Source organism: Methylocaldum sp. RMAD-M, from assembly GCF_017832375.1.
Lineage (GTDB): Bacteria > Pseudomonadota > Gammaproteobacteria > Methylococcales > Methylococcaceae > Methylocaldum.
This window is the reverse complement of the sequence record NZ_JAFIBZ010000007.1, coordinates 203,262-225,943: the sequence shown is the minus strand read 5'-3', so window position 1 is coordinate 225,943 and position 22,682 is coordinate 203,262. Positions and strand designations below refer to the sequence as shown.

The 22,682-nt window shown below is 59.2% G+C and carries 20 protein-coding genes and 1 pseudogene; 15 read left to right on the top strand and 6 right to left on the bottom strand.

Translation table 11 applies throughout. From position 1 onward, the window contains the following. From JOD69_RS09940 to lpxH, 4 genes and pseudogenes are all read left to right on the top strand, one after another. Nucleotides 1–237: pseudogene (locus JOD69_RS09940) on the top strand (hypothetical protein); the annotation flags it as partial. Then, complete coding sequence (locus tag JOD69_RS09935) at nt 209–868, top strand: carbonic anhydrase (RefSeq protein ID WP_077731560.1); 660 nt, start codon at nt 209–211, stop codon at nt 866–868. The pseudogene JOD69_RS09940 and the gene JOD69_RS09935, both read left to right, overlap by 29 nt. 93 nt (nt 869–961) lie before the next feature. Then, nucleotides 962–1,480 (top strand): peptidylprolyl isomerase, encoded by a 519-nt coding sequence (locus JOD69_RS09930; RefSeq protein ID WP_205780830.1) that lies wholly within the window; start codon nt 962–964, stop codon nt 1,478–1,480. Nucleotides 1,481–1,499: 19 nt separating this feature from the next. After that, nucleotides 1,500–2,225 (top strand): UDP-2,3-diacylglucosamine diphosphatase, encoded by a 726-nt coding sequence (lpxH, locus tag JOD69_RS09925; protein WP_086135520.1) that lies wholly within the window; start codon nt 1,500–1,502, stop codon nt 2,223–2,225. A gap of 53 nt (nt 2,226–2,278) precedes the next feature. Here lpxH and JOD69_RS09920 read toward each other — a convergent pair whose 3' ends face one another. The 5 genes from JOD69_RS09920 to JOD69_RS09900 form a co-directional block, all read right to left on the bottom strand. Next, nucleotides 2,279–2,491 (bottom strand): zinc ribbon domain-containing protein, encoded by a 213-nt coding sequence (locus JOD69_RS09920; protein WP_077731563.1) that lies wholly within the window; start codon nt 2,489–2,491, stop codon nt 2,279–2,281. A gap of 58 nt (nt 2,492–2,549) precedes the next feature. Then, a complete protein-coding gene (gene hemJ, locus JOD69_RS09915; RefSeq protein ID WP_077731564.1) occupies nt 2,550–2,972 on the bottom strand; it encodes a protoporphyrinogen oxidase HemJ in 423 nt (140 codons plus the stop codon). A gap of 3 nt (nt 2,973–2,975) precedes the next feature. Further along, the gene (locus tag JOD69_RS09910; protein ID WP_086135521.1) at nt 2,976–3,476 is read right to left on the bottom strand and encodes a TlpA disulfide reductase family protein; all 501 of its coding nucleotides are present in this window, start codon (nt 3,474–3,476) and stop codon (nt 2,976–2,978) included. A gap of 57 nt (nt 3,477–3,533) precedes the next feature. Continuing rightward, a complete protein-coding gene (locus tag JOD69_RS09905) occupies nt 3,534–4,520 on the bottom strand; it encodes a TIM44-like domain-containing protein (protein ID WP_086135522.1) in 987 nt (328 codons plus the stop codon). Nucleotides 4,521–4,619: 99 nt separating this feature from the next. After that, nucleotides 4,620–5,657: a peptidase M42 gene (locus tag JOD69_RS09900; RefSeq protein WP_086135523.1), complete on the bottom strand. Its 1,038-nt coding sequence runs from the start codon at nt 5,655–5,657 to the stop codon at nt 4,620–4,622. A gap of 101 nt (nt 5,658–5,758) precedes the next feature. Between JOD69_RS09900 and JOD69_RS09895 the strand changes: the two genes are divergently transcribed. The 6 genes from JOD69_RS09895 (at nt 5,759) to asd (ending at nt 12,213) form a co-directional block, all read left to right on the top strand. After that, nucleotides 5,759–6,430, top strand: a complete 672-nt coding sequence (locus tag JOD69_RS09895) for a Bax inhibitor-1/YccA family protein (RefSeq protein ID WP_077731568.1) — start codon at nt 5,759–5,761, stop codon at nt 6,428–6,430. Between the two features lie 368 nt (nt 6,431–6,798). Beyond that, nucleotides 6,799–7,983: an aminotransferase class V-fold PLP-dependent enzyme gene (locus JOD69_RS09890; protein ID WP_077731569.1), complete on the top strand. Its 1,185-nt coding sequence runs from the start codon at nt 6,799–6,801 to the stop codon at nt 7,981–7,983. A gap of 159 nt (nt 7,984–8,142) precedes the next feature. Beyond that, entirely contained in the window at nt 8,143–9,114 is a 972-nt protein-coding gene (locus JOD69_RS09885) for a D-glycerate dehydrogenase (RefSeq protein ID WP_086135524.1), read from the top strand. A 5-nt stretch (nt 9,115–9,119) separates the two neighbouring features. Beyond that, nucleotides 9,120–10,079: a hypothetical protein gene (locus tag JOD69_RS09880; RefSeq protein WP_240507128.1), complete on the top strand. Its 960-nt coding sequence runs from the start codon at nt 9,120–9,122 to the stop codon at nt 10,077–10,079. 95 nt (nt 10,080–10,174) lie between these two features. Then, the gene (locus JOD69_RS09875; protein WP_240502586.1) at nt 10,175–11,281 is read left to right on the top strand and encodes an alanine--glyoxylate aminotransferase family protein; all 1,107 of its coding nucleotides are present in this window, start codon (nt 10,175–10,177) and stop codon (nt 11,279–11,281) included. A 32-nt stretch (nt 11,282–11,313) separates the two neighbouring features. Beyond that, nucleotides 11,314–12,213 carry an archaetidylserine decarboxylase gene (gene asd / locus JOD69_RS09870; protein WP_077731572.1) on the top strand — a complete coding sequence of 300 codons (900 nt, stop codon included), beginning with the start codon at nt 11,314–11,316 and terminating at the stop codon, nt 12,211–12,213. A gap of 37 nt (nt 12,214–12,250) precedes the next feature. Here the strand turns inward: asd and JOD69_RS09865 are convergent, their stop codons facing one another. Further along, nucleotides 12,251–15,277, bottom strand: a complete 3,027-nt coding sequence (locus JOD69_RS09865; RefSeq protein WP_077731573.1) for an AAA family ATPase — start codon at nt 15,275–15,277, stop codon at nt 12,251–12,253. A 191-nt stretch (nt 15,278–15,468) separates the two neighbouring features. Between JOD69_RS09865 and JOD69_RS09860 the strand changes: the two genes are divergently transcribed. The 5 genes from JOD69_RS09860 to JOD69_RS09840 all read left to right on the top strand — a co-directional run bounded on the left by JOD69_RS09860 (nt 15,469) and on the right by JOD69_RS09840 (nt 22,674). Next, nucleotides 15,469–15,672, top strand: coding sequence for a hypothetical protein (locus tag JOD69_RS09860; protein WP_133718519.1), 204 nt, complete (start codon nt 15,469–15,471; stop codon nt 15,670–15,672). 127 nt (nt 15,673–15,799) lie between these two features. Beyond that, on the top strand, nt 15,800–16,438 hold the full coding sequence (locus tag JOD69_RS09855; protein WP_086135525.1) for a DUF3455 domain-containing protein: 639 nt from the start codon (nt 15,800–15,802) through the stop codon (nt 16,436–16,438). 262 nt (nt 16,439–16,700) lie between these two features. Beyond that, nucleotides 16,701–19,220 carry a hypothetical protein gene (locus JOD69_RS09850; RefSeq protein ID WP_086135526.1) on the top strand — a complete coding sequence of 840 codons (2,520 nt, stop codon included), beginning with the start codon at nt 16,701–16,703 and terminating at the stop codon, nt 19,218–19,220. Further along, a complete protein-coding gene (locus tag JOD69_RS09845) occupies nt 19,217–21,457 on the top strand; it encodes a DUF6603 domain-containing protein (RefSeq protein WP_210023912.1) in 2,241 nt (746 codons plus the stop codon). Before JOD69_RS09850 ends, JOD69_RS09845 begins: the two co-directional genes overlap by 4 nt. Beyond that, nucleotides 21,436–22,674, top strand: a complete 1,239-nt coding sequence (locus JOD69_RS09840; RefSeq protein ID WP_210023911.1) for a DUF6603 domain-containing protein — start codon at nt 21,436–21,438, stop codon at nt 22,672–22,674. The genes JOD69_RS09845 and JOD69_RS09840 overlap by 22 nt, the downstream gene beginning before the upstream one ends. The last annotated feature ends 8 nt before the right edge of the window (nt 22,675–22,682 follow it).

Below are 22,682 nucleotides of genomic sequence, written 5' to 3'. Positions count from 1 at the left end.
CGGGTGGGCGAAAACGGGTATGTCATCATCGATGCCACGCGGGCGCAATTCATCGATCAGGACATCCTCGAAACCATCCACGACTTCGTGGCCGCCGCCTCGGACGACAATATCACCGTGGAATTGAAAAACCTCAACGGCACGCACGGCATCGCGACGCAGCGCGCCTCTACCACCGATAAACAGCAAACTGTAACCGGAGAAAATTATGAAACCGCTCGAAAGGCTGCTGCTTGAAAATAAGGCTTGGGCTCAGGAGAAAGCCGCTCACGATCCGGAATTTTTCGACAAACTACGGCAGCCACGGAATCCGGACGTGTTCTGGATCGGGTGTTCCGACAGCCGCGTGCATGCCGACCAGGTGACACAAACCGAGCCCGGTGAAATTTTCGTTCATCGGAACATAGCCAACCAAGTGGCGATCATGGATATGAATTTCCTGGCCGCGCTCGAATATGCCGTCGATTTTCTAAAGGTGAAGCACATCATCGTTTGCGGGCATTACGGCTGTGGCAGCATCAAAGCAGCGATGGGAAAACCGCATCCCGACCACTTGTTCATGAACAAGTGGCTCAAATACATCAAGGACATCCATCGTCTGCACCGAGAGAACATCGATGCTGAAAATTCGGAGGACGCGCGTCACAACCGACTGGTCGAACTCAATGTCATCGAACAGGTTCACAACCTGGCGCAGACCTCGGTCATTCAGCGAGCGTGGCGAGCCGGCGATCGTCCGGATCTCCACGGATGGGTTTACGGGTTGAATGACGGTATCATTAAGGAAATCGCCTCCCTTGAGGCTGACAGCTCGCTCGATCCAATTTATAAACAAGACCCGGAAATTAGCGCCGCGAAAGAACCCTAACCATCAACGCGATATACTATGAAGCTCGCCAAGATCGTTTTCGTTTGTCTTTTCGGCTTTGCCTTATCATCCATTGCAGCGGAGAAACCAAAAATGAATCAACCCGCCCCTCAAGTCCGGTTGGAGACCAATCTCGGGGATGTCGTTCTAACGCTGGATTCAGCTAAAGCCCCCGCCACGGTCGAGAACTTTTTGACGTATGTCAAAGAGGGGCATTATGACGGTACCATCTTCCACAGAGTCATACCGAACTTCATGGCTCAAGGCGGTGGTTACACCGAGGATTTCAAGCAGAAACCCACGCGCCCGGCAATCAAGAACGAGGCCGATAATGGACTTAAAAACAAGCGCGGAACGATAGCCATGGCCCGTACTCCGGATCCCCATTCCGCCACGTCTCAATTCTTCATCAATTTTGTCGACAATGCGTTCTTGGATTACAAGAGCGCCACACCGCAAGGATGGGGTTATTCCGTATTCGGTGAGGTCACCGAAGGCATGGACGTCGTCGACAAGATGGCAAAAATTCCGACGGGCTCCGGCGGCCCGATGGCATCGGATGTGCCGCAAACACCCATCATCATCGAGAAAGCGACCATCGTCGGTCAATAGACAGACGAAGCCATCTTCCTTGAAAAACGAAACGCTGTTCATCTCCGATCTGCATCTCAGCGTTACACGACCGGAAATTACACAGCGTTTCTTGCGGTTTCTGAAACGCCGCGCATCAGATGCCGAGCGGCTGTACGTCCTCGGAGACCTTTTCGACGCCTATCTCGGTGACGACGACAACTTCTCCCCTAACCGGGAGGTCAAGTCCGCGTTCAGGCAGCTTACGGACTCCGGCATCAAAGTGTACTTCCAGCACGGTAACCGCGATTTTCTGCTCGGCGAAAGCTTCGCTCGGGAAACCGGCATCCGCTTGCTTGCCGATTACGAGGTCATCGATCTCTTCGGGGTGTCCACGTTGATTACCCACGGAGATCTCCTGTGCACCGACGATGTTCAGTATCAGAGGGCTCGAGAACGCATCCGCACCGACGCATGGAAACAAGCGGCGCTATCGAAGCCGCTTTGGCTGCGCCGCATGTATGCGCGCTGGTACCGCTTCAAGAGCGGGCTTGATAAGCGCGGCAAAACGGCGGAGATCATGGACGTCAACCCGGAAGCAGTGAGAGAAACCATGAGCCGTTATGGCGTGGATCGATTGATTCACGGCCACACCCACCGCCCCGCTGTTCATGAGTTCGAGATCGAGAATAAGCGATGTCGGCGCTTCGTCCTGCCCGAGTGGGGAAATGGCGAAACGGTCTTATGCTGGAGTCAGGAAGGTTTCCGTACGGAAGCAATTGAGTAGCAAGCTTCGCTTTCCGTCCCTGGAAAGGCGTGCAATCCGGTTTTGCTCTCCCATTAGTGTTTACATCCACATGCCCCTGCCCCACAACCATGTCCCGGACTGATGGCAGACTCTTTCCGAGCACCACTGCCGTGTACCGCGGGAGCCGATAATTTTTTCCGGACGTCGCCGCCGCAATCAGGGCACTTCGGTGGTGCCTCGCTGATTTTGTGCATGGCGGTGAACTCATGTTTGCAGGCTTCGCACTGATAGTCGTAAGTTGGCATGTAATTATCCTCGACAAGAATCGGCAAAATAGTTGTTTCGACAAGCGGACAGGGGAGATCAGAACGGCTTGAGCGTCGCCAGAAGCACGATCGCGAATAAGAACAAGACCGGCACTTCATTCATCCAGCGGAAAAAAATATGGCTGTGACCATTACGGTCATATTTCAGATCACGCAGCCATTTTCCGCACAAAGCGTGATAACCCACCAACAATCCGATCAGGAACAGTTTAACGCGAAGCCAGCCGCTGTCACCGTAGTCTTCCCAAGCATAGTCGTGGAGCATCCATAAGCCGAACACGAGCGTCAAAATCATTCCGGGAGTCATGATCCCAAAGTAGAGTTTACGTTCCATGATCTTGAACCGCTCGACGCTGACGGCATCGGCACTCATCGTGTGGTAGACGAACAACCGGGGAAGATAAAACAAACCGGCGAACCAAGTCACCATGAAGATGAGATGAAAGGCTTTCAGCCACATCGTTTACACTTCTCCAAGCATCCGCTCGACTCGCTCACGGAGATTCCGGGCATCGATTCGTCCCAGTTGGTGCATAACAATCCGGCCGTCAGGAGAAATCAAGAAGCTATTGGGAACCAATCGGACCTGATCGAATGTTTCCGCCAGATGCCCGAGTGGATCAAGGGCCACGGGATAAGGCAGCTGTTTCGCCTCGGCCAAGCTTAAAACCCGGCTTGGAACGTCATAAGGCATAGCGACCGAGATCAATTTGAAACCTCGCGCGGAAAGCTGTTGATATAACTCGGCCAGTTCGGGCATTTCCTCGATGCACGCCCGGCAGTCGCTGGCCCAGAATGTCACCAACACCGGATGACCGCGGAGCTCCCGCATCTGAATGTGCTCGCCCTTGATCGTGACGAACTCCGCATCCGGGGCGGTTCGTTCGAAACCCCATCGATACAGGCCGAGGCTTGCCATCGTTACGATGGCGAACGCCATGAGCCAAAATTTGGCTTTATTCATGAGCTGACCGGAGGGAAGACAAAGCTTTATCTTCCCCCCGCTTTAACCCAACTCTGCTCAGTCTTCCAACTGCTGAATTCCATCCAGAAACCAGGTCGGTTGACGGCTGTGTTTCGGACGTACGAAGTGCCAAACTTCGCGCACTTGCGTAGGTCTTTCCTCGGGAGACTCACGTATGATCACATCAAACAGTACGGTTGCCTCGCGGTCTGAGCCGAGGTCACGCACCTCGAGAAGTTCCACGTCGACCTTGAGCAGTTCCGTCCTGTTGCTCTCGGTTCCGCGAGCTCTCAATTGATCCTGAAGCTCGCCGAATACCTTGTCGGTGGTCAAAGCCCTTAACTGCGCCAAGTCTCCCTCGTCCCACGCTTTCTGCATCGTCTCGTAGGCCGCTCTTGCGCCGGAAAGAAAACCGGCCGAATCGAAATCCGTCGGAACCGAATTGGGTTGTCCGGCCGTGCCGGCAGTTTGCCCTGAAGACGAAGCACCTCGCCCTTTTCCGAACAGAACGTCCGTATCGAACCCCGAATTGCTCGCCTGTCCGGAATCGGCCTGACGCCGGTAAGCGTGATCGGATTCCGGATTCCGAGCCGAGTCCGTCCCCGAATAATATCCTCCTGCCGCTGCCGGTTCGCTCGATTCGGTTCGCCTCCGAGCGGCGAAAAACTTGAACAGCATGAATGCGATCAGCGCAAACACCAGAATGTCCAGGAAGTTGAGATGCTCGAAAGCCCCGCCGAACAGGAGAGCGCCCAATAAACCGCCCAAGGCCAGGCCGCCCAGCATTCCCATGAGCCCGCCCCGTCGCGACATCGCTTCGCGCGCCGCCTGGTTCTTTTGGGCCGGCGATTGGTAAGCTTGTTGCTGAGCCGGAGAAGCGGATTGCGTCATATCGGTAGAGCGTTTATAGGGCGTGCTGTAGGACGGCCGGCTGCCGAACGACTTACCGCCGCCCATGCGCTTGGCGTAAGCGTCGCCCATTCCGGACAGCGCCAAGGACAGCCCGATCAATACGCTCAAAACCAATCCAGTACGTTTCTTCATCGATAACCCACGTCTGTAGTCAAGAATCGGATATGCCTGTTATATGGCAACGAATATTCAAAAATCAACCTTTGAACCCAAGGTGGGCATTAGACAATCTCAGGATAAGTAGGTTTGCAATAATTGATAACAGGCTTCCAGCGCTCCTAAATGAGCGATTTCGTATCCATGAGTGTTATCTGCGGGAAACCCGAGGCATGCGCCTTTCGCCACGTGCCCAGTTTTCATCGCCACCGACGCATCGCTGCCGAATTGGCTCAACACCGCGTATTGCACGGACACGCCCGTCTTACGCGCGGCCTCAGCAAGACGTCGATTCAACGTCTCATCATACATGCCATAGCCATCCTGAGACAAAAGTACGGGCTCTTCGTCGCTTTCGATGGGATACTCCGCCGATTTCGGGGCAATCTCGACGGCAATCAGCTCGTCGACTCGTTTCTGCCGGGTGTAATAGAGCGCTCCGATGGCTCCCACCTCCTCCTGCGCGGAAAAAACCAGATCCAAATCCGATACTGGGCTCTTCACGGTCTCGGCCAGCAGTAAAAGAATTGCAACGGCGGCCTTGTTGTCCAAGGCGTAACTGGCGACATAATCCCCCATCCGGAATGGCGCTTTCCGATGTTTGCCGATAACCATCCGCGTTCCCGGACGCACCCCCGCTTCTGTGAGTTCCGATTTGCTCAGTTTGGCATCCAGCCAAACGGTATCCCATTTCGGCGGCTTGTCTTCCTCGTATGCCTTTTGAGGCGATTCATGGCATACATGCCGGGAACCGAAACTCAGGATCGCCGGAATCGTTAAGCTGTCGCCGAGTAAATCCACAACCCCTTCCCCATAGACCCATGGGAAAGTACCGCCGAGCTTCCGGACCTCCACCTTGCCGTCTTCTCTCACACGCTTCACGATGCCGCCGATCTCGTCCTTGTGTGCGGTAATGGCGAGGACGCGAGCAGAGTTCGTTCCCCGAACGCTCGCGATGATATTGCCGGCATCATCTTGGCTCGCCTCGACGCCGATAGACTCGAGCCACGATAGGATGAACGCGTCTATTTCCTGTTCCTTGCCGCTTGGCGAATGACAAAGAACGAGATCTGAGATGAGGCGGAAAAGTCGGTCTCGAAATGGCTCCCGCATGAAAAACCCCGTCTAGCTCAAACCATTACACGCGCAAGAAAAACTACTGTACCATTTCCTGGTCCAATTGCCCGATTATGTCCTAAGCAAAGGAGATCATTATGAATCAAATCAATCCGGCCTACGCTCGCGCTTCCGCCGGCGTATTGGAAACCAACAAAGTCCTACGCAACACTTATGCTTTGCTGGCCATGACGCTGACCTTCAGCGCATTCACGGCGGGCTTGTCGATGGCTCTGGAGCTACCCCACCCCGGAGTGATTGTGACGTTAATCGGATACTTCGGCTTGCTGTTCCTGGTTTCCAAGTTTCAGAACAGCGCCCTCGGGCTTGTCTTCGTATTTGCCCTTACCGGCTTCATGGGGCTGACCCTCGGGCCGATTCTCAATATATATCTGACCCAGATCGGTAATGGCCCGCAACTGGTGATGACCGCCCTTGGGGGCACCGGAGCGATTTTCCTTGGGCTGTCGGCCTACGCCCTGACCACGAGGAAGGACTTCAGTTTCCTGGGCGGCATGCTTACCGCCGGCATCCTGGTCGCGTTCCTCGCCGCACTGGCTGCGCTCTTCTTTCATATGCCGGGACTCCAGATCGCCGTGTCGGCAATGTTCATTGTTTTGATGGCCGGTCTCATTCTTTACCAGACCAGCGAAATCGTGCACGGCGGCGAGCGTAACTACATTCTCGCCACAGTGACCCTGTATGTGTCGATCTTCAATCTGTTTACCAGTCTCCTGCACCTGCTAGGTGTTTTTAGCGGCGACGAATAAGGTCCGATTCTCGTCGAAAACGCTCGGAGCGGGCCTTTTCCCGCTCCGGCATTCGGGTCCGATTGGATCGCGATCAGTCCCCGAGACGAACCGAGTCCCCGGCTCACTCGATCCTGGTTCAACCCTCACTTCTATTCCGGTGTGAAGAAGGGTTTTCCGCAAGTCCACTCGAATCACTAATCGTTATTGAATGAGCCGAGCACCATAGCCCCCATCTCGGCAAACGGGGCTTACCTTGAAGACAGCTTCTCCCCTGTGGCATGATTACGGGCTGTTTTTGGGCGGTCTTCTGCAGTCCATAGCCGGTTTTGAGCTCCAGCGCGTTTTCGCGCCGTTCCAAGGTAACCACGTTCCATAAGGTGAAATTAATGCCAGGTCGAACTCATCTTTACGTTCCCGGTCCCACCAATATTCCGGACTCTATCCTGAGCGCCATGCATGTGCCGATGGAAGATCACCGGCGCCCCGATTTTCCGGAGCTGGTTAAGCCATTATTGGAAGATCTCAAAAAAATCTTCCAAACCGAAAAAGGCCAATGCTTCATTTTTCCCGCCACCGGTACGGCCGGCTGGGAAATCGCCCTGACCAACACCTTATCTCCCGGCGATAAAGTTCTGGCTTATCGCTTCGGCCAGTTCAGCCACTTGTGGATCGATATGGCACGCCGCCTCGGCTTCGATGTAGAGCATGAGGAAATCCCCTGGGGTGAAGGCATACCTTTGGATCGCTTGGAAGCGCGGCTCAAAGCGGATACAAATCAGGACATTAAGGCCCTCCTGATTTGCCATAACGAAACCGCCACTGGCGTCACCAACGATCTGGCGGGCGTACGCAAAGCCTTGGATGCGGCCGGGCATTCGGCCATGTTTTTCGTGGACGGGGTCAGTTCGATCGCCAGCATCGACTTCCGTATGGACGAATGGGGCATAGATATCGGTCTTGCCGGTTCACAGAAAGGCTTCATGCTGCCCGCTGGTCTGGCCTTGCTATGCTTCAGCCAGAAAGCCCTGGATGCGCGCCAAAGCGCCAAGAGCCGTCGCTGTTTTTTGGACATTCAGGATCAGATGACGCACAACGCCGGCGGTTATTTCCCGTATACACCGTCGATCCCATTGCTCTACGGTCTGCGCAAATCCATCGACCTGCTGCTCGAAGAAGGGCTCCAAAACGTCTTTGCCCGCCACCACCGGCTTGCCGAAGGGGTGCGTCGCGCGGTTAAAGCCTGGGGACTGGAGTTGTGTGCCCGTGATCCGAAATGGTACTCGAACACCGTTTCCGCCATCGTCGTTCCGCAAGGCTACGATGCCCGCGACGTCATGCATTATGCGTATCACCGCTACAATCTTTCCCTCGGCGCCGGCTTGAGCGAGGTCATGGGCAAAGTGTTCCGCATCGGTCACCTGGGCGATCTCAACGAACTGATGCTGTGCAGCGCAATCGCGGGCGCCGAAATGGCCATGCGCGACACCGGCATCCAAGTGACGCCGGGCAGCGGTATCGCAGCGGCCTGCGAGTACTGGCGCGAAACGGCGCCGGCCGTCAAGCCGCGCTGATCGGGCCTTCGCCTCAACCTCGCTCGCCCTGGGGGAGCCGCAACAGCTTGAGACAGGCCGGAATGATCCGGCTGACTCGCGCAACGTCTTCCAGGGCAGAGGGCACGAAATCCGAGTAAGGTGGGTATTGCCCACCTTACGTAATTTGGAGCCTGCACCATGAGCAAACCCAAAGCCTTAGTCACCCGCCGCTGGCCCGAAGCTTGCGAAACCAAGCTTCAAGAACTGTTCGACGTCACTTTCAACACCGACAACCATCCGATGACCGCGGAGGAATTGAAAGATGCCCTGCGCAATTACGATGTGGTCATGCCGACGGTGACCGACCCGATCACGGCCGATGTGTTGAGTGCCGAACCTTTGCGTTGCAAGATCCTCGGCAACTTCGGCGTGGGTTTCAACCATATCGACATTGAGGCGGCCAAGGTGCGCGGCATCACCGTCACCAACACCCCCGACGTCCTCACCGACTGCACCGCCGACATCGCCATGTTGCTGATGCTGATGGCCGCCCGGCGCGGCGGCGAGGGCGAGCGCCATGTGCGCAGCGGCGAATGGACCGGCTGGCACCCCACGCACATGATGGGCACCAAGGTCACCGGCAAGACCCTCGGCCTGATCGGTTTCGGGCGCATTGCCCGAGCGATGGCGAAGAAAGCGCATTTCGGTTTCGACATGCCGATCATCTTTTTCGATCCTTATCCGCCCGCCCCTGAAGTCGTCAAGTCTTTTGACGCCGAACAATGCAGCACCATCGAAGAGGTGCTGCGCCGGGCCGATTTCGTTGCCCTGCATTGCCCCGGAAGCAAGGAAAACCGCCACCTCATCAACGCCGAACGCCTCGCATTGATGAAGCCCGCGGCTTACCTCATTAACACCGCTCGCGGCGACGTGGTCGACAACGCAGCTTTGATCGATGCCTTGAAGAAAAAAACCATCAAGGGCGCCGGCCTGGACGTGTTCGAAGGAGAGCCGAATTTGAACAAAGGGTTCCTCGAGCTGGACAACGTCGCCTTGTTGCCGCACTTGGGCAGCGCCACGCTTGAAACCCGCGAGGCCATGGGCATGCGGGTCATCGACAACGTCACGGCCTTCTTTGCCGGACAAACGCCGCGGGACAAGGTGGCCTGAACGTCGTGTCCGCCGCCGAAACGAACTCGTTCTGGCCTGCCGGAATACTCGCGCCAGCCGAGTACGACGAACTTTGGGAGCGCATCCGGCCGGTCTTTACCGAGCGGGTGCGCGCTCACCGTATCGACGAGAGCCTGACTGCAAGACTCGCCTCGGTTTATCTTCCGCTTGGAGCGTGGGTGCGCCGGCAAAAATCGACGGACACGCTGGTACTGGGCGTCAACGGAGCCCAGGGATCTGGAAAATCCACACTATGCGACTTTCTCCAGCTGATCTTGACCGAAACCTACGGTTTCCGCGTCGCCGGATTCTCCATAGACGACATCTATAAAACGCGGGCCGAGCGCGAGCGCTTGGCCCGCGAAGTTCATCCGCTCTTGCTGACCCGCGGCGTACCCGGCACTCATGACGTCGACCTCGGGCTCCAAACTCTTCGCGCCTTGAAAACGGCCGGAGCGGATACGCTGACTCCCCTGCCCGCTTTCGACAAGGCACGCGACGACCGCAAACCGGTGGTTGAATGGCCGGTTGTCCGAGGCCGACCCGATATCGTTATTTTCGAAGGCTGGTGTGTAGGCACGCGGCCACAATCGGACGATGCGCTCGACTCGCCGGTAAACGAGCTGGAGAAAAGCGAAGACTCCGATGGCGCGTGGCGCCGCTACGTCAACGATCAGCTCAAAGGCGCCTACGCGATTCTCTTTGGGGAATTAAACAGGCTGGTCATGCTCAAAGTCCCCGGAATGGACAGCGTCTTCGAATGGCGCAGCCTGCAAGAGAAAAAACTGGCCGAAAATACCGATCCCAGCAACCGGCACCGTTTGATGGACGTCGCCGCGTTACGGCGCTTCATCATGCATTACGAGCGTCTCACGCGGCATACGCTGGATGAAATGCCGAACCGCGCCGACCTCACTCTTTATCTCGACGAGCATCATCAATTCACTCACGTACATATAAAATAAAACATCGAAAAATGAGCATCCGATCTTTCCACCCTCCCGTCCGCACCCTTATGGGCCCTGGCCCGTCCGACGTCCACCCGAGAATTTTGGAGGCCATGGCGCGACCGACGATCGGCCACCTGGACCCCCGCTTCATCGACATGATGGATGAAATGAAGGCCTTGCTGCACTACGCCTTCAAGACCAGTAGCGAATTGACTCTGCCGGTTTCCGCCCCCGGCTCGGCCGGCATGGAAACCTGCTTCGTCAACCTCGTGGAACCGGGCGATACGGTGATCGTATGCCAAAATGGCGTTTTCGGCGGTCGGATGAAGGAAAACGTGGAACGTTGCGGCGGCAAGGCCGTCCTAGTCGAGGACGAATGGGGCATGCCCGTCGACCCGAACAAAGTAGCCGATGCCCTCAAGGCCCACCCGGAAGCCAAGATCGTAGCCTTCGTTCAGGCCGAAACGTCCACCGGCGCGTGCTCGGACGTGGAGACGCTTGCCCGGCTCGCCCATGAGCATGGCTGCCTGGTCATCGTGGATGCCGTGACCTCGCTCGGCGGTTCTCCGCTAAAAGTGGACGAATGGAACGTCGACGCCATCTACTCCGGCTCGCAGAAGTGCCTATCCTGCACGCCTGGTCTTTCGCCGGTCAGTTTCAATCAACGGGCGATCGAGGTCATCAAGAATCGCAAGACCAAAGTGCAAAGCTGGTTCCTGGATCTCAGCCTGGTGATGAATTACTGGGGCGGCGGCACGAAGCGCGCCTATCACCACACCGCGCCGATCAATGCGCTGTACGGCCTGCATGAAGCTCTGGTGCTTCTGCAGGAGGAAGGGTTAGAGAATGCCTGGCAACGGCACCAGGACATGCATACCGCGCTGAAGGCCGGTCTCGAGGCGATGGGACTGCGCTTCATCGTGCCGACAGCGGCTCGCTTGCCCCAGCTCAACGCGGTCACGATTCCGGAAGGTGCCGATGATGTTTATGTCCGCTCGACCCTGCTCAACCGTTACGGCCTCGAAATCGGAGCGGGACTTGGAGCGCTGGCGGGCAAGATTTGGCGCATCGGACTCATGGGGTTCAGCGCATCGCCGAAGAATGTTTTGGTTTGCCTGAGTGCGCTCGAAGCCGTGCTTGCCGAAACCAAAGCCCCGATTACCGCCGGAGTGGCCGTAACCGCTGCTCAAAAGGTTTTTGCCGAGCGGGGTTATTGATTCCTTCGCCCCAAGCACCAATTGATCCCACTATGTCTACCTCGGAAAAACTCTTCGCGCTCGGCCAGCATGTGCTGCCCCAGCACATGCTGTCGCGGCTGATGGGTTCGATAACCCGGTGCCGGAACAGCGCCTTCAAAGATGCAATGATTCGCTCATTCATCAAGCTGTACGGCGTCGATATGGCGCAAGCTGCCGAGCCGGATCCGACTGCTTACGGCTGCTTCAACGAGTTCTTCACCCGCGCGCTCAAACCGGAGACCCGCCCCATCGCGCCCGAACCCGACGCCGTAGTCTGTCCGGCGGACGGCACCGTCAGCCAAATCGGAGCGATTACCGAGGGACGCATCATCCAGGCCAAGGAAAAAGATTTCAGTGTGGCCGAGTTGCTCGGCGGACACGCGGAACAAGCAGAGTTGTTCGCCAACGGCCGGTTTGCGACAATCTACCTCTCGCCGCGGGACTATCATCGCCTGCACATGCCCCTCGACGGGACGCTCAAGGAGATGACCCATGTTCCCGGAAAACTGTTCAGCGTCAACGCGGCCACCACGGCCAATGTCCCGAATCTGTTCGCGCGCAACGAACGCGTTATCGCGCTGTTCGACACCGAGGTCGGGCCTATGGCATTGGTCCTCGTAGGAGCCATCTTTGTCGCCAGCATCGAAACGGTTTGGCATGGCGTCGTTACCCCGCCGACTAGCACGACCGTACGAACCTGGCATTATCCGGAGAACCCGCCGGTCCTTTCCCGCGGCCAGGAAATGGGGCGCTTCAATATGGGATCTACGATAATCGTTCTATTCGGCGATAACGTGGTCGAATGGGAAGAATCGCTCGTGCCCGACAGTATCGTCCGCATGGGACAATCCTTGGCTAGGCTCACACATCAAACGGCGCAAAGTTCCGACCACCGGCAACTGACCGCGTGAAGACAGATACCTGATCGGACAAATGAAGCCGGCCGGATTATGCCCCTTCTTGAACGGGCAAGGCGGTCAGCAACGACCGGCGCAGGGGATCCGTTTCTTCGAGAGAATCGGCCAGTGCACGGACGACCGCCGCGCCGCGGTTCCAGTACACGCTAGCCTCGGCCGTCCGCTCTTGCCCTTCATTTAGCTCCGCCGCCGTGAAATAGACCCGCCAGGCCGCCAACGGAACCACGGCGCCTTCGATGACGGCTAGGGCTTGCGATAGCTGGCATTCCGCCTCATTCCGATCCTGCTCCGCGATCGCGATCCGAGCCAAAAGCCGGTGCCCCAGAGCCAAAAAGTGGCGATCGCCGGGGGTGGCGGCAAGTTCGAGCAATCGCTCCGCCTCGGTGTAGGCCTGCGCGGGCTTCCCCATGGCCAGCCAGTATTCGCCCAGGCTCTCACGGAGCATCATCCGATTGCGCAAACTGAGCAACTCGCCAGCTTCGGTCATTTGGGCAAGGTACTCAAGACAACAAATCGCTTCGTGATACCGGCCCAGGGCGAGATGCGCACGGCTCCTCAAAAGCACAAAGAGCGGCACGGCATAAGCGTCCGAAGGGCGCGGGGTGGCACTTCGGCACAACGTCAGAGCGCTGCGATAGTCCAGCGCCTCCAGAGACAAGGCCGCTGCAACCAGGTGGAATAGCGACCGCGGCATTGGACTGTCGTTTTGCTCCGCCGCCGTCAGCCCTGCCGCCTGGATGCGCCTCACTTCGCCCCATCTTCCGAGATGGAGCAACGCCCAGGCGGAATAGTACTGGCCGGACATGTAATTGAAGCCGTCGCCCATTGCGCTGCCCAGGCGCAGGACCTCTTGCGCGGACCTCAGGGCACCGGGGTAATCGGCCTGATCGAGATCCATGACGGTTTGCAGCGTGCAATATAAAGCTAAGGGCATGGCATCCTGCGCCGAGCGGGCGACTTCCGCGCCATGGACGACCGCCACCCTGTCTTCCTCTCGGCATAAGCCAAACGCGAGGCGAAAAAGCGCCTGGTTGGCTACCGCGTAGGTTCTTAGCCGGTCGGCGGCAAGATCGCGACTCCGCTCGACCGCCAGATCAGCCGTGGCGATACAGCGCAAGGGATCGGAATGAAACAGCGCCAAGGTCAATGCTATCAAGCCCCCGACCTCCTGCTCCCGCCGACCTTCGGCGCCGGCCAGCGCCACCAGCCCCTCCAGGTCTTCCACCATGCAAGGCCAATCGGAGAGCACGCGATGGACCAGGGCGCGCTGCTCCATGAGTGACAGACGGCTGTCGATCCGGGCTTCGGCCGGTTGCCGGTCCACTAGCGCCAATGCACGGCCGAGGTAATTCAAGGCTTCGCGGTTGGCGAAACGCCGCGAGGACTGTTCGGCGGCGAGGCGAAGATAACCCAGAGCCTTCGAAAAATCCCTCCCCTCCTCGAAGTGCCTGGCCAACTCGGCCGCGATTTCTCCCGACCGTTCCCCGAAGGCAAGTTCCAGTCGTTTCCCCAGGCACCGATGCAATGCAATCCGGTAAGCCGGAGTCAGCCGCTGGTACAGCACTTCCGCAAACAAAGCATGGCGAAACGCGTAGTTTCCCGCCACAGTTCCATCCGGCCACTCGGCTATTCCGCTCGCCGCCCACATCGGACTACGCCGCACCAACGCTTCGCAGCAGGCCTCGACAGCCAGCGGATCTTCTTCCAATGCCGCCGCAAGAAGGGCCGCCGAGCATTCCATTCCGGCCGCACTCGCTACACCGAGCGCCTGCTGCTCTCGGGTGGACAGTCGTTCCAGCTGATGCTCGATTAGCTCTCGGATGTCATCCGGTACGCCGCGCTCTAGGTCCTCAACACCGCCTTCGATGCTCCATTCTCCCTCGGCTTGCCGAAGACGTCCGTCGGCGAGCAGGTAATCGATAAGATTCACCACGAACAAAGGGTGGCCGCCGGTACGTCGATGAATGATTCGGGCGATCTCTTCGAGAAACGGGGCTTGCGAAAACCGCCGGACGAGATAAGCGCGCAGTTCTTTCCGGGAGAAGGCGTCGATCGGCAGTTCGGCACACAGCCGACGCGCCTGTAACTCCTGCCGCACCCGTTGCAAGGGATGGTCGCGAAGCGCCGCATCGCTTGCCCTGTAGCTGACGATCACCAACAGCGCCGCCCGCTCCCGGCGTCGTCCCAGCGCGGCGAGCAGATCCAGGGTGGCATAATCGCTCCAGTGCATGTCTTCCAGAACCAGCACGAGCGGCGCTTCCGCCGACAGGGCCTCCAGCAGTTCGCAACCCTCCCGCAGCATACGCTCCCGCGTCGCCCCCAGCACTTGCCGCTGCACCTCCTCTCGTTCCTCCGCAGCGAGCAGCCTCGGCAACTGCGACAGCCAGGTGGGGGCGCAGGCACTCAACGCGGCTTTTAAGCGACTTGCATCGCCCTCACGGCCCAAGGCCTCCAGCAGCGGCAGAAATGCCTCTCCCGCCCCATAGTGCTCAATGCACTGCCCCCACATTAGCCTGTGCTCATCCCGCGCCAGCGTCTCAAGAAACATTTCAATGAAAGTCGTTTTGCCCGAGCCTGCCTCCCCGGTCAGGAAAACGATCTGCCGCCGGCCGCCTTGGGCCGTCAGCCATAACTCCTGCAAACGCCTCAGTTGCGCCTCCCGCCCCACCCATAGTTGCCCGTCCGAGGTTGCGCGAAAGGCGGGCTCACGCTGATCCCCTCCCGAGGAGACCGCTGAAGCACTGGTGACCGGGGCGATGAACCGATAGCCTCGCCGGCTGGCCGTCTCGATGAAGCGCGGCGCCTGAGCCTCATCCCCGAGCACGGCGCGGAGCTCGCGAATATACCCCCGCAACAGTCCTTCACTCACATAGGATCGACGCCACACGGCTTCGAGCAACTCTTCCTTGGTGACCAAGCTTTGCGCGTGTTCCGCCAGATAACGCAGCACGGCGAGCGCCTTCGGTCGCAAGGGTATGTGTTGCGCGCCGCAAAACAGTTTCTCATTGACCAAATCCAGCTGAAACGGAGGAAAGAAAAGGTGATGTTGGCGCGTCATTGCGGTCCGTTACCCAAAACAAAATCTGTGGAGTGTTGCGCGATGTTTACGGAAATTGCACGAGAATTCCACGGTGCCTAAACGGCACCCGGATTTAGCCGCTGATATGCTTTCGACGTGCAAGATGCAATCGCCAGAACCGTCGAAAGCTCTCGCCGCTTACCCTAGAGGGACCCGTCGAAGAGCAGTGTATGAGGCTGAAAGCTATTGTGTTTGCCGCCTTGTCCCGGCCCGGCAACGATGCTCCAGACTGCGCGGAACCAGAAAGTGCCGTAAGCGATGCTATCACGCCGCGCGGCGGTATTCGCGGCAATAGTTCACAGAACGATCGGATTGATCTCTTTTGCTTTGAGGACTCGCCGTTCAAGCCTGAGATCCGGACGGTGCATGGATGACACCGGTTTCGGCCGCGATAAGCCGGTGCAAGGATAAGAAACCTGAAAACGGCGGTTTTCGATTCTGAAAACTGCCATAGAAACGATCACTCTATAACCCGCGCCCGAAGCGCGACAGGGGAATGCCATGAAAATCGGAAATACTGCACGGAATCAGACCGCGCGTCGTATCTTGCCCATCGCCTGTGCCTCTGCTCTGGCCGGTCCGGTTTCGCTACCGGCATCAGCCTACGCCGATTTTGTCACGCCGCCATCCGTGCCTGCCGACATTCAGGTGCCGGAAGGCAACGAGCCTTTCCTCAAAGCGCACGCCTCCGGCACCCAGAACTACATCTGCCTCCCTTCGGATTCCGGCTTCGCCTGGACTTTCTTCGGGCCGCAGGCCACCCTGTTCAACCGCTATAACCAGCAGGTCATCACCCACTTCCTCAGCCCCAACCCGTTCGAGAAAGAGACCTCTCGCGTCACTTGGCAACACTCGCGGGACACGAGCACCGTCTGGGGCCAGGGAATCGCCTCCTCTTCCGACCCTGCCTTCGTCGCGCCCGATGCAATTCCCTGGCTTCTGGTCCAGGTGGTCGGCGCCCAGGACGGCCCCACCGGAGGCCACGCGCTCACGCCGACAACTTTCATCCAGCGGCTGAACACCGTTGGAGGCGTGGCACCCTCGACCGGGTGTGCCGAACCGACGGACGTGGGGCAGAAGGCGCTGGTGCCCTACAAGGCGGAGTACTTCTTCTACAAACCCGATGAGTACCGGTACTGAGACGGTCGCCGGGATAAGCGAACAAGGCTATCGAAATGATGCACCACGACAAGGTTTTCGAATCATCGGACAGTGCTCACGATGGATTTGCACGCTTTTTGCGCAAGGTGTCGTTCGCGGACGGGATGCTTGTGGCTTGGGCAAACATTCGCCATGTCGTTTCCACTGCTCGAAATTCAGAGCGTTCTGAATACGTGCGCGCTGTAGTCAGCACCACACCTTGCTTTATCGACAGTTCAACGGGATCACGGGAAATCGGATCATGACTTGGCAGTATCTGAACTCGAAAACGTTGTCGGAAAAACCAAACGTCCTTGCGGGGCCAATCCTGCGAAAGGTCACGCCGGACTCCGTTACGGTCTGGTTCTCGCTTCAGAAGAAGGCGACGGTGACCCTCATGGTACTGGACAGTACCGGCAAACGTGTCTTCGACGGAAAGCGAGAAACGATCGCCGTTGGTCCAAACCTGCACATCGTCGCCGTCACCGCTCGGCGTAAGGCTGGGGAAAGCGAGCTGGTGGAGAATGCCGTCTACATGTATGACGCGGTATTCGAGTATCCCACAGACACCAATACCCCATCGCTAATCGATGACTCGATCGCTGCCGCGACCACTTTCACGACCGCTACCGGGACGCACAAGGCACTGCTGACCTACCCGAACACCCCGTACGACAGGCCGTCGTTCTGCCTGCCGCCGGCCAATATCTACTCGCTGCGCATCCTCCACGGCTCATGCCGAAAACCGTCCGGCGACGGGCTGGATGCCTTGGCGATCGCGGATACGCTGATCGAGGAGAAGGTGAATTCACCTTTACAGCGCCCGCAACAACTCCTGATGACCGGCGATCAAATCTACGCCGACGACGTTGCGGCCAGCCTGCTGATGATGCTGACCGACGCCGCCAAGTTCCTGATGTGGGATGAACTGCTGCCGCTGGTGCCGATACAGACGCCGATGCTGGCGTCCGGACTCCCCCCTTTCTCGAGGCGCGGCATACTTGAGATGGAAGACGGAAAGGCGAAGTTCTCATCGGAAGACCTCAGCTGCCACCTGATGTCGCTGGGCGAATATCTATGCATGTACCTGTTTGCGTGGTCCGATGTGCTCTGGCCCCCTCAGGACGTGATGCCCACCAAAGACGACGTGGTCAAGATCAGCTCCGCCTTTGTAACTTTGGACAATAAAAACGATTACCGTGGGTTTAAGCGTGGTATCGAAAACGACATTCAACAATTGATCAAGTTCCGGGCCACCTTGCCCAATGTCCGTCGCGTCCTCGCGAATATCCCCAGCTACATGATCTTCGACGATCATGAAGTAACCGACGATTGGAACATGACCGAGTACACGGCGTACCATCTATACGCCACGGACATAGGTAGACGCATCGTTCAGAACGCGCTTGTGGCGTACTCTCTGTGCCAGCATTGGGGAAATGTGCCGGAGCAATTCCTGGAAACCGACGCAAGCCTTCCGGGCACCAGGCTCTTGGCCCTGCTGAACTCGCCCACGACGCCAGCAGACTACGTAAGCAAAGAAAAATCGGATGCTATCTGTTCCCTGGTCAACGTGCCGACCGGCACAGAAGTCGAAAAGAATCACCGAGTCGATCATCATCCCGGTTCGCTGAGCTACAACTACACCATCGAGGGTACTGCTCATCAGATCATCGTCACGGACACGCGAACCTTCAGAACCTATCCCTGGGGAGGCGGCGAAGCCCCCGATCTCCTGGCGCCCGCGCAATTCGCAGCGCAGATTGTAAAAACGCCAGCTCTGGATGGACGCATGCTGATCGTCGTTCTAACGACCAATGCGCCGCCAGTCCAGCCCATCCGCGCAGCGACTGATTTACATGAGGTTTCCAACAATATTAAGCACTTCCCCGATATCCATGAGGCGTGGGACCTCCCGTCGGTCGCGTTCGATCGACTGGCCAAGGCCTTGTCCGACAAGGTCGGATTCAGTCAGGGGGCCAGCGCAAAAGTCGTTCTGCTATCGGGCGACGTGCACACCGCCTTCGCCTCCCGCCTGCACTACAAGGCAACCAAGCGATTCGAAGACACGGGCACACAACACGCGAATGTCGTAATTGCCCAGTTGGTTGCCAGCTCATTCAAGAAGCAAACTGGAGACACCATCGGGCAGCAGCGTGGAGGATACCAGTACGCCCCGTACCACCTGGGGCCCGTGATGGTTCCTCCGCACGTCACGGAGTATTACATAGGCTGGAACGTACCGGCTTCCGGCCAGAAAATGGGAGAGTGGTATGGCCGCCGACTCTATCTTGATAGAGCAAGCTCGGTGAGACTCATACCTGCGAATCCCGCATGGCCGAATCCAAGCGGTCCCCCTCAAGAGGATTGGTTCATACAATCGCCGGACTTCAGCTATCAGTTCGACTATCTCACCATGACCAACGGCGGAGTGCCGAAGACCCTTCAACCGCTCCCGCCGCCACCGCCGTGGCAAAAACCGGGGGCACCGACGAAGGACGAGCTCAAGGAAACGGCACATGTCTTCCGTCTCGCACGAGACAATTACCGCCAACACAACCTCGATCCGGCCGTCATCCGGCATATCATCGGCGTGAACAACATGGGGGATCTGAGCTTTCCCATCCCGCCCGCCCCGCAAACCGGGCCATTCATCGTGAATCATCGGGTGCGATTCCGTAGCCCCGGGGGAGAACAGTTGTTCGTCGACTACGCGGTCAACATGGAAACTATCGATAGCGCTCATCCTGCCGACCCCAACTATTTACAGGTGACTCCATGAGTGCCGACCTGTTTCGACTCCTCGCCGAGGAAACCGGCAACATCCTGAGCCCGCTGCAACGCGCCGTAGAAGTTCCGGGCGCACTCAACGAGTTGTTCGCCATACTCGGTGTTCCGCCTGGCGACGATAACACCGCGGTGAGCGCGGCCGTTAGCGCCATCGTTGATGTCAAGAAACAGATCGAGGCACTCGCGTCCCAAGAGGCGCCTTCTCTGGACGACATCCTCGGCGTACTCCAGTCTTCCGGACGCGCTTTTCAAGCGCTGCGGCAGCTCGATGCGACAGGCGGACCGCTGTCCCAGCTCCCCGGAGTCAGCGGCGATCTGATCGAGTGGCTTGTATCGACATGGTTGAAGACGCGCCATCCGGTCATTCACGAAATCGCCGCGCTGCTCACATTGATCGAGCTCGAGGTTGACCAAGCTTTTAGCGCCGCTCAAATGGAAGGTACGGAAGTGATTCGGAATCCGTATCGAATCGAACGCTTGCATCCGAGCCGGATCGCTTCGTTGCTTCGCGACCCCGTTGGGGTATTGCGCGCGGAGTATGGGACTCCCTTGTTGACGGGGGCGGACGCGGACGCGATGGCCGATGCGCTGTTTCCAAAAGTCGTCGGTCTGTTGAGCCAATTGGGAGTTTCATGCCGATACGGCGTCAATCCCGGCGACGACACGCTGTTGGCGGATTCAGCGCCATATATCAGTCATGCACTCATCGCATACCTGAACGACCCATTGTTGAAAGGCCTCGAGTCGGAAACCGGCGTCGTCCTCTCGATCTCGTCGGCCGATCGCGGTGATCTGGGGTTCGTCGTCAGTCCTTTCGGCACTCTGACGGCAACGAGATCCATCGGCCCGTTCATCGTCGAGCTGGATATCACGGCCGGCATCGACGTTTTCGCCGTTGGCCGCCACGGCTTCACGCTGCTCGCGGACGCGTCGACGACTGAAGTTGTTGGCAGTGTGAGCGCCGTCTTGGAAACGGCGGAGGCTCCCGGATTCGTCTTCGGGTCACCCACGGGCTCGCGGCTCGAAGTCGGAGGCGCGCGGCTCGCCGTCGAAACCTCGCTGTCGGAGGCGCGTCGGACTCTGGCACTGTCGGCAGATGTAACCAAATCTGCCTTGGTGATTTCACCCGGCGACGGCGACGGTTTCCTCGCAGAGCTTCTGCCGTCCGACGGCCTGCGCGCCGAATTCGACCTCGGCCTGGCCTGGTCCAGCGACAAGGGCCTCACCCTGCGCGGCAGCGCCGGGCTGGAGGCCGCCATCCCGGTAGGGCTGTCGGTGGCCGGCGTGACGCTGACCACCGTCAACCTCGGCCTCCGGGCGAACGACGATGGCGTGAGCGCCGAGGTCTCGGCCAGCATCGCGGCTTCGATCGGCCCGGTGAAAGCGGTGCTGGACCGCGTCGGCATCGGGAGCGCCCTGCGCTTCCCGGAGGCCGGCGGCAATCTCGGCGTGGCGGATCTCGAGCTGGGCTTCAAGCCGCCCTCGGGCGTAGGCCTCTCGATCGACGCCCAAGGCGTCCTCACCGGCGGCGGCTTCCTGTTCCACGACCCCGCGCGGCAACTCTACGCCGGCGCCATGCAGCTCTCGCTGCACGATGAAATCACGCTGAACGCCTTCGGGCTCATCGCGACCCGGCTGCCCGACGGCCGCCCCGGCTACTCGATGCTCATCTTCATCACCGCCGACGGCTTCAAGCCGGTTCCCCTGGGCTTCGGCTTCGTGCTGCAAAGCATCGGCGGCATGGTGGGCATCAACCGCACCTTCGATCACGAGGTGCTCAGGGCCGGGCTGAAAACCGATATGCTGCGCACGCTGCTGTTCCCGCGCGATCCCGTGGCCAATGCGCCGGCGCTGATCCAGGCCCTGTCGGCCGCGTTCCCGGCCAAACCGGGCAGTTACCTGCTCGGCCTGATGGCGCGCATCACCTGGTTCACGCCCGCCCTGGTACAGATGGACCTGGCGCTGATCCGGGAGCTCGGCGCGCGCGAGCGGCTGCTGGTGCTCGGGCGCGCCAGCGCATTGCTGCCGTCGGCCGACAACGACCTGATCCGTCTGAACATGGACGCGCTGGGCGTGCTGGACTTCGACGCCGGCACGCTGGAAGCCGACGCGGTGCTGGTCGATTCCAGGCTGGTGCACAAGTTCCCGATCACCGGCTCGGCCGCGCTGCGGGCGCGCTGGCCGGCGGGCTGGCGGGGTCCCATTTCGTGCTGGCGGTGGGTGGGCTGAATCCCCGGTTTGCCGCGCCGGCCGGCTTCCCGACGCTAGACCGGGTCGCCATCGCCTTGTCCTCGGGGGAGAATCCCCGGCTGATCTGCGATGCTTATTTCGCGATCACCCCCAATACCGTGCAATTCGGCGCGCGCGCCTCGCTTTATGCCAAAGGTGCCGGTTTCACCGTCACAGGGGACCTCGGCTTCGACGCCCTGGTGACGATCGTCCCGCCGCACTTCATCGTGGATTTCCATGCCCTGGTGCAGTTGAAGTACAAGTCGCGCAATCTGTTCAAGGTCGCGCTCGACGGCACCCTGGAAGGCCCGCTGCCGTTGCGGATTGCCGCCAAGGCGAAGTTCAAGATCCTGTGGTTCAGCTTTACGGTGCGCTTCGCGTTCACCCTCGCCGACGGCTCGGCCTCGCGGTCGATAGCGGCAATATCTCTGGAGACCGAACTGGAGAAGGCGCTCACCGACCCGGCGAACTGGAGCACGCGGCGGGCACCCGGCGTCGTCCACGGCGTGGCCCTGCGCAGCCTGCCGGCGAATGCGGGCCTGGTGCTCGACCCCTTGGGCCAACTGGTCGTACAGCAGCAGGTCGTGCCGCTGAACACCCATCGGGACATCGATACCTACGGCGGCGCGCCGATCGCCGGGCGCCGCCGGTTCACGGCCGCCGCCTCGCTGAACGGAAAGGCCGGCACACCGGTGACCGGGGCGTTCGCGCCGGCGCGCTATTTCACGATGAGCGACGACGAGAAGCTGGCCGCACCTTCGTTCGAGGAGATGGACGCGGGATTCGTGGTAGGCGACACCGATGCGACGTTCGATGAGAACGCCGTCGCGGCATCGGGACTGAATTACGAACCGATCACCGTGAATCCATCGTCGGCAGCGGAAACCGCCGGCATTGCGGCTTCCTTTGCCGCACTCCCGGCCACGCAGCTCTATACGATGCCGCTGGCCGCATTCCAGGCCCAGCGCTCGAGCGGGGCCGCAGCGCGGGCGCCGGTGCGGCATGTCGGCCGCGCGCGGTTCCGCAATACCGCCGTGACGCCCGCGGCCACTCTCTCCGCTCCCCGCTGGCGGATCATCCGGGCGAGCGACGGCGCGCCGGCGCCCTTGGATCCCGGGGTGAATTCCTGGAGCGACTGCCGCGCCGCGCTCGCCGACCTGAACCGCGGCGGCGTCCGCTGGCTGATGGTCCCCGCCCACGAACTCGAAGCCTTGTAAAGGAGCCA